The organism is Kitasatospora sp. NPDC127067, from assembly GCF_042724755.1.
Classification (GTDB): Bacteria; Actinomycetota; Actinomycetes; order Streptomycetales; family Streptomycetaceae; genus Kitasatospora; species Kitasatospora lactacystinica.
The window spans coordinates 1-9,998 of record NZ_JBHXEM010000070.1; the positions used below are offsets into that span (position 1 = coordinate 1).

The window sequence follows — 9,998 nt, forward strand, 5'->3', positions numbered from 1 at the left end:
CCCCCGCCCGGCCCGGCCCGGACGACGGCCCGACCGTCCCGACCACCACAGCCGGCCACCACCGCCTCCGGGAGGCCCAGCAATGCCCGTAGTCACCGATCCGTACACGCCCGGCACCCCGTGCTGGGTCGACCTGATGGCGAGCGACCAGCAGGCCGCGCTCGACTTCTACCGCGACCTGTTCGGCTGGCAGGGCGAGGTCGGCCCGGCCGAATTCGGCGGCTACGCCGTGTGCCACCTCAACGGCCGGCCGGTCGCCGGGATCATGGCGCAGATGGCGCCCGAGGGCCAGCCGGTGCCGCCCGTCGCCTGGACCACCTACCTCGCCTCGGACGACGCCGACGCGGCCCGGACCTCCATCACGGAGGCCGGCGGCACCGTCCTGTACGACCCGATGGACGTCGGCACGATCGGCCGGATGCTGGTCGCCGCCGACCCGACCGGCGCGGTGTTCGGGGTCTGGCAGGCGATGGACTTCATCGGCGCCGGCGTGGTCAACGAGCCCGGCGCGCTGGTCTGGAACGAGCTCAACACCGCCGACACCGGGACGGCCGGCAGCTTCTACCAGCCGGCCCTCGGGCTGCGCCCGGCCACCATCCAGGGCATGGACGGCTACTTCTCGCTCAACGTCGGCGACCGCACGGTGGGCGGCATGCAGGCGATGCCCGGCTACCTGGCGCCCGGTACGCCCTCGCACTGGATGACCTACTTCTCGGTGGACAGCGCCGACTCCACGGTGGACGCCCTGGTCAAGGCCGGCGGCTCGGTGATCCAGCCGGCCTTCGACATGCAGTCCGGCCGGATGGCGGTGGTCCAGGACCCGCAGGGCGCGGTCTTCGCGGTCGTCGAGCCGCCCGAGGCGCAGATGCCCGACTCGCCGTAACTCCGTCCGGTCCGGTCCGGTCCCGTCCGGTCCGGTCCGGTCCCGTCCGGTCCGGTCCCGGCCGGGCAGCCGGAAGCCGCCCTTCCCGCGACGCGCCGCCGGGAAATGGGCGGCTTCCCCCCGTTCCCGGGTAAGACTGCACCCATGCTGGGGCTACCGGACGACATCCGTGCTTTCCTCTTCGACCTCGACGGGGTGCTCACCCAGACCGCGAAGGTGCACGCCGCGGCCTGGAAGGACACCTTCGACGCCTTCCTGCGCGCCGAAGCCGACCGCACCGGCGGGCAGTTCGTCCCCTTCGACGCCGTCACCGACTACGACACCTACGTGGACGGCCGCCCGCGCCTGGACGGCACCCGCGCGTTCCTGCTCGGCCGGGGCATCGAACTGCCCGAGGGCACCCCGGAGGACCCGCCCAACTCCCGTACCGTGCAAGGGATCAGCCGGGCCAAGAACGACACCGTGCTGCGGCTGATCCGTGAGCGGGGCGTCCAGCCGTACCAGGGCTCGGTGGACTACGTGCACCGGCTGCGCGCGGCCGGGCTGCCCAGCGCCGTGGTCTCCTCCAGCGCCAACTGCCGCGACGTGCTGCGGGCGGCCGGGATCGAGGAGCTGTTCGAGGTGATCGTGGACGGCAACGTCGCCAAGGCCGAGGGCCTGCCCGGCAAGCCCGCCCCCGACACCTACCTGTACGCCGCCCGCGCCCTCGGTGTCGAACCCGCCCGCGCCGCGGTCTTCGAGGACGCGCTCGCCGGGGTCGCCTCCGGCCGGGCCGGCGGCTTCGGCGCGGTGGTCGGGGTGGACCGCACCGGCCAGGCCGCCGAACTGCGCCGGGACGGAGCGACCGTGGTCGTCCAGGACCTCTCCGAGCTCCTGGGGGAGGGGGGCGCGTGAGCGAGCGCGGCGAGCGAATCATCGAGAGGCGCGTGCGGGCGAACGCCCCTGCCGAGCGCGGCGAGGTGGGCGCATGAGCGAGCGCGGCGAGCGAATCATCGAAAGGTGCGTGTGGGCGAATGCCCCTGCCGAGCGCGGCGAGGTGGGCGCATGAGCGAGCGCGGCGAGCGAATCATCGAAAGGTGCGTGTGGGCGAATGCCCCTGCCGAGCGCAGCGAGGTGGGCGCATGAGTCCCGGGGACAACTTCGCGATCGACCCCTGGCAGATCACCGAACAGGGCCTCGACCTGGGCGCGTTGGCCCGCGCCGAGTCCGTCTTCGCGCTGTCCAACGGGCACATCGGCCTGCGCGCCAACCTGGACGAGGGCGAGCCGCACGGCCTGCCCGGCACCTACCTCAACGGTGTCTTCGAGCTGCGCCCGCTGCCGTACGGCGAGGGCGGCTACGGCTACCCGGAGTCCAGCCAGAGCGTCATCAACGTGACCAACGGCAAGATCATCCGGCTGCTGGTGGACGACGAGCCCTTCGATCTGCGCTACGGCGAACTCGTCAGCCACAAGCGCTGGTTGGACTTCCGCGAGGGCCTGCTGCACCGTGAGGCCGAGTGGACCTCCCCGGCCGGGCGGACGATCAAGGTGCGCTCCTCCCGGCTGGTCTCGCTCACCCAGCGCGCGATCGCCGCCGTCGAGTACAGCGTCGAGGCGGTGGACGGCCCGGTGCGGATCGTGCTCCAGTCCGAGCTGGTCGCCAACGAGCAGCTGCCCGGCGGCCCCGAGGGCGACCCGCGGGCCGCCGCCGTGATGGAGGCGCCGCTGCAGCCCGAGGCGCACCACGCCAGCGCCACCAAGGCCGTCCTGGTGCACCGCACCCGCTACAGCGGCATCCGGGTCGCGGCCGGGATGGACCACATCATCGAGGGCCCGGAGAAGTCCGACACCGTCGCCGAGTCCGAGGCCGACCACTGCCGGATCAGCGCCACCACCGTGCTCAAGGCCGGCCAGCGGCTGCGGCTGACCAAGTTCATCGCCTACGGCTGGTCCGGCACCCGCTCGCTGCCCGCCGTCCGGGACCAGGTGGAGGCCGCGCTGACCGCCGCCCGCTACACCGGCTGGGACGGGCTGGTCGCCGAACAGGCCGCGTTCCTCAAGGAGTTCTGGGAGACCAGCGACATCGCGATCGAGGGCGACGTCGAACTCCAGCAGGCCGTCCGGTTCGCCGTCTTCCACGTCCTGCAGGCGGGCGCCCGCAGCGAGGAGCGGGCCATCCCCGCCAAGGGCCTGACCGGGCCCGGCTACGACGGGCACAGCTTCTGGGACACCGAGACCTTCGTCCTGCCGGTGCTCACCTACTGCCTGCCCGCCGCCGTCAACCAGGCCCTGCGCTGGCGGCACACCACCCTGCCGCTGGCCCGCGAGCGGGCCGCCCAACTCGGCCTGTCCGGCGCGGTGTTCCCGTGGCGGACGATCCGCGGCGAGGAGTGCTCCGGGTACTGGCCGGCCGGCACCGCGGCCTTCCACATCGGCGCCGACATCGCCGCCGCCGTCGCCCGCTACGTCCGGGCCACCGGCGACGCCGAGTTCGAGCGCGAGTACGGGCTCGAACTGCTCGTCGAGACCGCCCGGATGTGGCGCTCGCTCGGCCACCACGACGTGTCCGGGAGGTTCCGCATCGAGGGCGTCACCGGCCCCGACGAGTACAGCGCCGTCGCGGACAACAACGTCTTCACCAACCTGATGGCGCAGAGCAACCTGCGGGCCGCCGCCGAGGCCGCCGTCCGCCACCCGCACGAGGCCTCGCTGCTCGGCGTGGACACCGAGGAGACCGCCGCCTGGCGCGACGCGGCCGCCGCGATGTACATCCCGTACGACGAGGACCTCGGCGTCCACCCGCAGGCCGACGGCTTCACCCACCACCAGGTCTGGGACTTCGAGCGGACCCCGCCGGAGAAGTACCCGCTGCTGCTGCACTTCCCGTACTTCGACCTGTACCGCAAGCAGGTGGTCAAGCAGGCCGACCTGGTGCTCGCCATGCAGGTCCGCGGTGATGCCTTCACCGACGAGCAGAAGGCCCGCAACTTCGCCTACTACGAGCGGCTGACCGTCCGGGACTCCTCGCTCTCCGCCTGCACCCAGGCGGTCATCGCCGCCGAGGTCGGCCAGCTCGACCTCGCCTACGACTACACGGCCGAGGCGGCGCTGATGGACCTGCACGACCTCGGCGGCAACACCCGGGACGGCCTGCACATGGCCTCGCTCGCCGGGGCCTGCATCGCCCTGGTGGCCGGCTTCGGCGGGCTGCGCGACCACAGCGAGACGCTCTCGTTCCGGCCGCGGCTGCCGTCCGGGCTGATGCGGCTGAGCTTCTCGCTGCTGGTGCGCGGGCACCTGCTCGGCGTCGAGATCACCCATGAGCGCACGACGTACACGCTGCGCCGCGGCGAGGTCCTCCACCTGCGGCACGACGGCGAGGCGGTGCGGGTCGAGTCCGGGTCCCCGGTCACCCTGGCGACCACCGTCCCGCCCGCGCAGGAGCGGGTCGCCCAGCCCCCGGGCCGCGAACCCGGCCGCCGTCAGCCCCAGGCCGGCCTCGCGGCCGGCAAGCTCGGTCAGCAGGACCACCTGGCGGCCGAGTAGCCCGTACCCCGCTCACTCCTTCGGCCCGCCCCGGCTGCGCCCGTCACCTCCCCGGCGGAGGGTGCAGGTGTCCCGTGGCGACCGAAGGAGCACAGCCGTGGTGAGCGTGGCCGAGCAGATGGTGGAAGTGCTCCGGCAGGCCGGGGTGGAGCGGGTCTACGGCGTCGTCGGCGACAGCCTCAACCCCGTGGTGGACGCGATCCGCCGGGCCGACGGCATCAGCTGGGTGCACGTGCGCAACGAGGAGGCCGGCGCCTTCGCGGCCGCCGCCGAGGCCGAACTCTCCGGCCGGCTCGCGGTCTGCGCCGGGTCCTGCGGCCCCGGCAACACCCACCTGATCCAGGGCCTGTACGACGCCCAGCGCAGCGGCCTGCCCGTGCTCGCGCTCGCCTCCCACATCCCGTCCGGGCAGATCGGCACCGGCTTCTTCCAGGAGACCCACCCCGAGCGGGTGTTCACCGACTGCAGCAACTGGTGCGAGATGCTCTCCACCCCGGCCCAGCTGCCCCGCCTGCTGCGGGTCGCCGTCCAGCACGCGCTCGGCTCGCACGGCGTCTCGGTGCTCGCCTTCCCCGGGGACGTCGCCGCGCTGACCGCCGCCGCACCCACCGGAACCAGCCACTTCCTCACCGAGGAGGCCGTCGCCGCGCCGCCCTGGTCCCAGGTGCAGGAGCTGGCCCGGCTGCTCAACGCGGCCCGCAAGGTGGTCCTGTTCTGCGGCGCCGGGGTGCGTGCGGCGCACGCCGAGGTGATGGCGGCCGCGCAGGCCCTGAACGCGCCGATCGGCCACTCCCTGCGCGGCAAGGAGTGGATCCAGTTCGACAACCCGTACGACGTCGGCATGAGCGGACTGCTCGGCTACGGCGCCTGCCACGAGGCGCTGCACTCCGCCGACCTGGTGCTGCTGCTCGGCACCGACTTCCCGTACGACTCCTTCCTGCCGCAGGCGCACACCGTCCAGGTCGACCACGACGCCACCCGGCTCGGCCGCCGCACCCCGCTCGACCTGGCCGTCCACGGCGACGTGGCCGCCACCCTGCGGGCCGTGCTGCCGCTGCTGGACACCACCCGGGACCGCGCCTTCCTGGACGGGATGCTGCGCAAGCACTGCCGGGCGCTGGAGGACGTGATCGGCGCGTACACCCGGGACATCGAGAAGCACCTGCCGGTCCACCCCGAGTACGTCGCCTCGGTGCTGGACGAGGTGGCCGCCGAGGACGCGGTGTTCACCGTGGACACCGGCATGAACAACGTCTGGGCCGCCCGCTACCTCCGGCCCAACGGCCGCCGCCGGGTGATCGGCTCCTTCCTGCACGGCTCGATGGCCAACGCCCTCCCGCACGCGATCGGCGCCCAGCTCGCCTGCCCGGGGCGGCAGGTGGTCGCGATGGCGGGCGACGGCGGGATCGGCATGCTGCTCGGCGAGCTGCTCACGGTGGCCAAGCACCGGCTGCCGGTGAAGACGGTGGTCTTCAACAACGGCGCACTGGGCATGATCAAGCTGGAGATGCTGGTCTCCGGCTACCCGGAGTCCGAGATCGACAACGGGGACGTGGACTACGCCGGGATCGCCCGGGCGATGGGCATCCAGGCCAAGCGGGTCACCGAGCCGGCCCGGGTCCGGGAGGTGCTGGCGGAGGCGCTGGAGCGGCCGGGCCCGGCCCTGGTGGACGTGGTCACCGACCCCAACGCGCTGTCCATCCCGCCGCACATCACCGCCGCCCAGCTGAAGGGATTCGCCCTGGCGGCGGGCCGGACGGTGCTCTCGGGCGGCGTCGGGCGCATGATCGACCTGGCCCGGAGCAATCTGCGGAACATCCCGCGGCCGTGAGCGCGGGGACGCGGTCCCCTTCGGGCTCTTGCCTCTGAGGCAAATTTCTTGCCCCTGCGGCACGCCGGGTGTCCACTGGACACATGACCAGCAGCTCCACCGGTGCCGCCACGACCGGCGAACAGCTCGACGACCAGGAGGTCGCCGGCCTCGCCGCCCGCCTCCGTGAGCACCGGCTCAGCAGTCGCCTCACGCTGGAGGTGGCCGCCGGACGGGTCGGGCTCTCCCCAGCCTATCTGTCCCGGCTGGAGACCGGCAGACGGCAGCCCTCGCTGCCCGTCCTGCTCGGCCTCGCCCGCGCGTACGGGACCTCGGTCTCCGGCCTGCTCGGCGAGACCCTCGCCGAGCCGGACCCGATCGTCCGCGGCGGCGCCATCGAGCCCGGCCGGGCCGGCGGCTGGGGCTACCGGCGGGCCGGCGCCCCCGGCCGCGCCATGCAGGCCCTGCGGGTGCACGTCCCGCCGGGCGTGCAGGACTCGGTGGTCCGGGTCCACCCGGGCGAGGAGTGGCTGTACGTCCTGAAGGGCGCGCTCCGGGTCACCCTCGGCGACCGCGTCCACCAGCTCGGGGTGGGCGACTCCGCCCACTACGACTCGCTCACGCCGCACTGCATCGCCGCGGAGTCGGACAGCGGCGTCGAACTGCTCTTCGTCCACACCCTGCTGCAGAGCCCCGGCGGCGAACTCTGCCTCGGCGGCGGCCCCGCCGCCGTTCACTGACCAGCCGTCAGAACACCCCGGAGGAGATCACCATGGCCGATCCCACCACCACCACCGCCACCCCGGCCGCCGGCGCCGACACCGCAGCGGGTCCGAAGACCATGGACGCCGGCAAGTGGGCCAACAAGCGCGTCTACCACCGCCTGGTGATCTACACCGCCGGCATCCACATCTTCGCCGGCTTCATCATCCTCCTGTTCGAACTGGGCAGCCGCAACAAGTAGTTCGAACCCCTGACCGTCCGCCCGCCCCCACCCCCGAGGGAGGCGGGCGGACCACCTCCCCGAACCGGCCCCGCCCGCCGGCCGACCCCGGCGGCGGGGCCCCGGCATCACCGGCCCGGCCCGCCGCCCGCCCCGCTCACGCCCCGCGCAGCAGCTCGCACAGGGCCCGGACGGCCCCGGCGAAGGCGTGCTCCGGCGGGGTGGCGTAACCGATGACCAGGGCGGGCGGGGCTTCGGCGGTGGCCGGAGTGACGCGGTGCCGGCTGAGGCCGCCGAGGGAGAGGCCGGCCTGCTGGGCACGGGCGACGAGTTCGGCTTCCGGGGTGGAGCCGGGCGGCAGCTGGAGCACGGCGTGCAGGCCGGCCGCGATGCCGGTGACCCGGACGTGCGGGGCGTGTTCGGCGAGCGCCGAGACCAGGTGGTCGCGCCGGCGCCGGTAGTGCAGGCGGCAGCGCCGCACGTGGCGGTCGTAGGTGCCGGAGGTGATCAGTTCCGCCAGCGTCAGCTGGTCCAGCACCGGGGACATCGTGTCGGCCAGCGCCTTGAGCCGGGCGACCGGCTCGACCAGCGCGTCCGGCAGGGCCAGCCAGGCCAGCCGCAGGCCCGGTGCGAGGCTCTTGGCGGCCGTTCCGGCGTACACCACCCGCTCCGGGTCCAGCGCCTGCATGGCGCCGAGCGGCTGCCGGTCGTAGCGGAACTCGCCGTCGTAGTCGTCCTCGACGACGTACCGGTCGTGCTCCCGCGCCCACCGCACCGCCTCCGCCCGCCGGTCGGCGGAGAGCGCCGCGCCGGTGGGGTACTGGTGGGCCGGGGTGAGCAGGACGGCGCCCGCCCGGCTGTCGAGCCGGTCGACCAGGGCGCCGTCCGCGTCCAGCGGCACCGGGGCGGTGGCGAGCCCGGCGGCCCGGGCGACCGCGTGCTGCGGCGGCAGCCCGTACTCCTCGACGGCCAGAGCGCGGGCGCCGCGTTCCCGCAGGGCGGCGCAGAGCAGGCCGAGGCCCTGGGTGACGCCGGTGCAGACGAGCAGGTGGTCGGGGTCGGTGCGGACGCCGCGGACCCGGGCCAGGTAGTGGGTGAGCGCCTGCCGCAGTTCGATCCGGCCGAGTGGGCTGCCGTAGTCGAGGGCCTCGTGCGGTGCGGTGGCGAGGGCGCGGCGGGCGGCGGCGAGCCAGGCGGTGCGGGGGAAGAGCGAGAGGTCGGGCCGTCCGGACATCAGGTCGTACCGGGCGGTCGGGCGCCCCGGCGACGGTCGGGGGGCCGGCCGCCGGCCCTGGGGCGGTTCCGGCGCGGCCCGTCGGGCGACGGTGGTTCCGGAGCCCTGCCGGGAGCTGAGCCAGCCTTCCGCGGTGAGCTGGCCGTACGCCTCGACCACGGTGTTGCGGGCGATCCCGAGGTCCTCGCCGAGCGCCCGGGAGGACGGCAGCCGGGTGCCGGGGGCGAGCCGCCCGTCCTGGACGGCCTCGCGCAGCGCGTCCTCCAGGGCGGCCCGCAGCCCGGCGCCGGCGGCCCGTCGCTCGGTGAGGTCCAGGTGCAGGTCGCCGCCGAAGGTGGTCCAGGAGGTGGTCCGGGAGGTGCTCACAACCCCCATTCTCGCGTGGCGGGGCGGCGGGGTGCCGGACGTCGTCGGGGACGGCCTTGCCCGAGCGGTCGGCGATCCGGGTGGTGGTCATGGTGTCCTCCCGGTCGGTTAGCGTCCGTCACTGGACCGACGGATCCCGACGCGAGGATGTGACAGGGTGAGCGAGGAAATCCCCCCGGCCGAACCGACCGAACCGACCGAACCGGCCAAGCCTGCCGAACCCGCCGAACTGGCCGAACTGGCCCGGCGTTTCGAGGCGGAGCGCCCCCAACTGCGAGCGGTGGCCTACCGGATGCTCGGGTCGATCGCCGAGGCCGAGGACGCCGTCCAGGAGGCCTGGCTGAAGCTGGGCCGCAGTGACGCGGGCGGGGTGCGCAACCTCGGGGCCTGGCTCACCACGGTCGTCGGCCGGGTCTGCCTGGACCAGTTGCGCTCCCGCGCCTCCCGCCGGGAGGACCCGATGCCCGAGCAGGAGGACCGGGTGCGGCTGCCGGACCCGGTGGTCGGCGGGCTGTCGGCGCTGGACCCGGTGCACGAGGTCCTGGTCGCGGACTCGGTCGGGATCGCGCTGATGGTGGTGCTGGAGACGCTCTCCCCGGCGGAGCGGGTGGCCTTCGTGCTGCACGACATGTTCGAGGTGCCCTTCGACGGGATCGCCGAGGTGCTGGGCCGCACCTCCGCCTCCACCCGGCAGCTGGCCAGCCGCGCCCGCCGCCGGGTCCAGGGCGCCACCCCGGCCGCGGACTCCGACAACGCCCGCAAGCGCACGGTGGTGGAGGCCTTCCTGAGCGCCGCCCGGGGCGGCGACTTCGACGCCCTGCTGACCGTGCTCGACCCGGACGTGGTGGCCCGGTCGGACGGCGGCACGCTGGTCCCGAGCGCGCTGCGCCGCGGTGCGGCGGACGTCGCCTCGCAGGCGATCACGTTCGCCCGCTTCGCCGCCGAGGGCCGGATCGTGCTGGTCAACGGCTCGCCCGGGGTGGTGTCCTTCGCCGAGGGCCGTCCGCTGTCGGTCATGTCGTTCACCGTCCACGGGGGCCGCATCACCGCGATGGACATCCTCACCGATCCCGTCCGCCTGGCCGCCCTGGGCCTCACGGCGTGACCGGTCGGGGGGCCCCGGCGGGGGGGGGGGGGCCCCGGCGCGGGGCCAGGTGGGGGGCGGGCGGGGTGATGCCCGCCGGGGGGTTGGGGCCGCTTGCGGCCCCCGGGGGGGGGGAGTACCCCCCCCCCCC

Annotated in this window: 8 protein-coding genes; 7 read left to right on the forward strand and 1 reads right to left on the reverse strand. The window is 74.4% G+C overall.

Annotated elements, in window-relative coordinates:
* Positions 1-82: 82 nt before the first annotated feature.
* The 6 genes from ACFWJ4_RS25480 (at position 83) to ACFWJ4_RS25505 (ending at position 7,184) form a co-directional block, all read left to right on the forward strand.
* Complete coding sequence (locus ACFWJ4_RS25480) at positions 83-883, forward strand: VOC family protein (RefSeq protein ID WP_380547309.1); 801 nt, start codon at positions 83-85, stop codon at positions 881-883.
* Positions 884-1,027: 144 nt separating this feature from the next.
* On the forward strand, positions 1,028-1,777 hold the full coding sequence (locus tag ACFWJ4_RS25485; protein ID WP_380547311.1) for an HAD family hydrolase: 750 nt from the start codon (positions 1,028-1,030) through the stop codon (positions 1,775-1,777).
* Positions 1,778-2,004: 227 nt separating this feature from the next.
* On the forward strand, positions 2,005-4,410 hold the full coding sequence (locus tag ACFWJ4_RS25490; RefSeq protein ID WP_380547313.1) for a glycoside hydrolase family 65 protein: 2,406 nt from the start codon (positions 2,005-2,007) through the stop codon (positions 4,408-4,410).
* Between the two features lie 118 nt (positions 4,411-4,528).
* A complete protein-coding gene (locus ACFWJ4_RS25495) occupies positions 4,529-6,241 on the forward strand; it encodes a pyruvate dehydrogenase (protein WP_380547387.1) in 1,713 nt (570 codons plus the stop codon).
* Between the two features lie 83 nt (positions 6,242-6,324).
* Complete coding sequence (locus tag ACFWJ4_RS25500; protein WP_359897928.1) at positions 6,325-6,960, forward strand: XRE family transcriptional regulator; 636 nt, start codon at positions 6,325-6,327, stop codon at positions 6,958-6,960.
* Positions 6,961-6,992: 32 nt separating this feature from the next.
* Positions 6,993-7,184: a DUF6126 family protein gene (locus tag ACFWJ4_RS25505; RefSeq protein ID WP_380547315.1), complete on the forward strand. Its 192-nt coding sequence runs from the start codon at positions 6,993-6,995 to the stop codon at positions 7,182-7,184.
* A gap of 136 nt (positions 7,185-7,320) precedes the next feature.
* On the opposite strand, the gene ACFWJ4_RS25510 is transcribed toward ACFWJ4_RS25505, so the two are convergent.
* A complete protein-coding gene (locus tag ACFWJ4_RS25510; protein ID WP_380547316.1) occupies positions 7,321-8,763 on the reverse strand; it encodes a PLP-dependent aminotransferase family protein in 1,443 nt (480 codons plus the stop codon).
* 229 nt (positions 8,764-8,992) lie between these two features.
* On the opposite strand from ACFWJ4_RS25510, the gene ACFWJ4_RS25515 reads away from it, so the two are divergent.
* A complete protein-coding gene (locus ACFWJ4_RS25515; RefSeq protein WP_380547390.1) occupies positions 8,993-9,868 on the forward strand; it encodes a sigma-70 family RNA polymerase sigma factor in 876 nt (291 codons plus the stop codon).
* Positions 9,869-9,998: the final 130 nt, after the last annotated feature.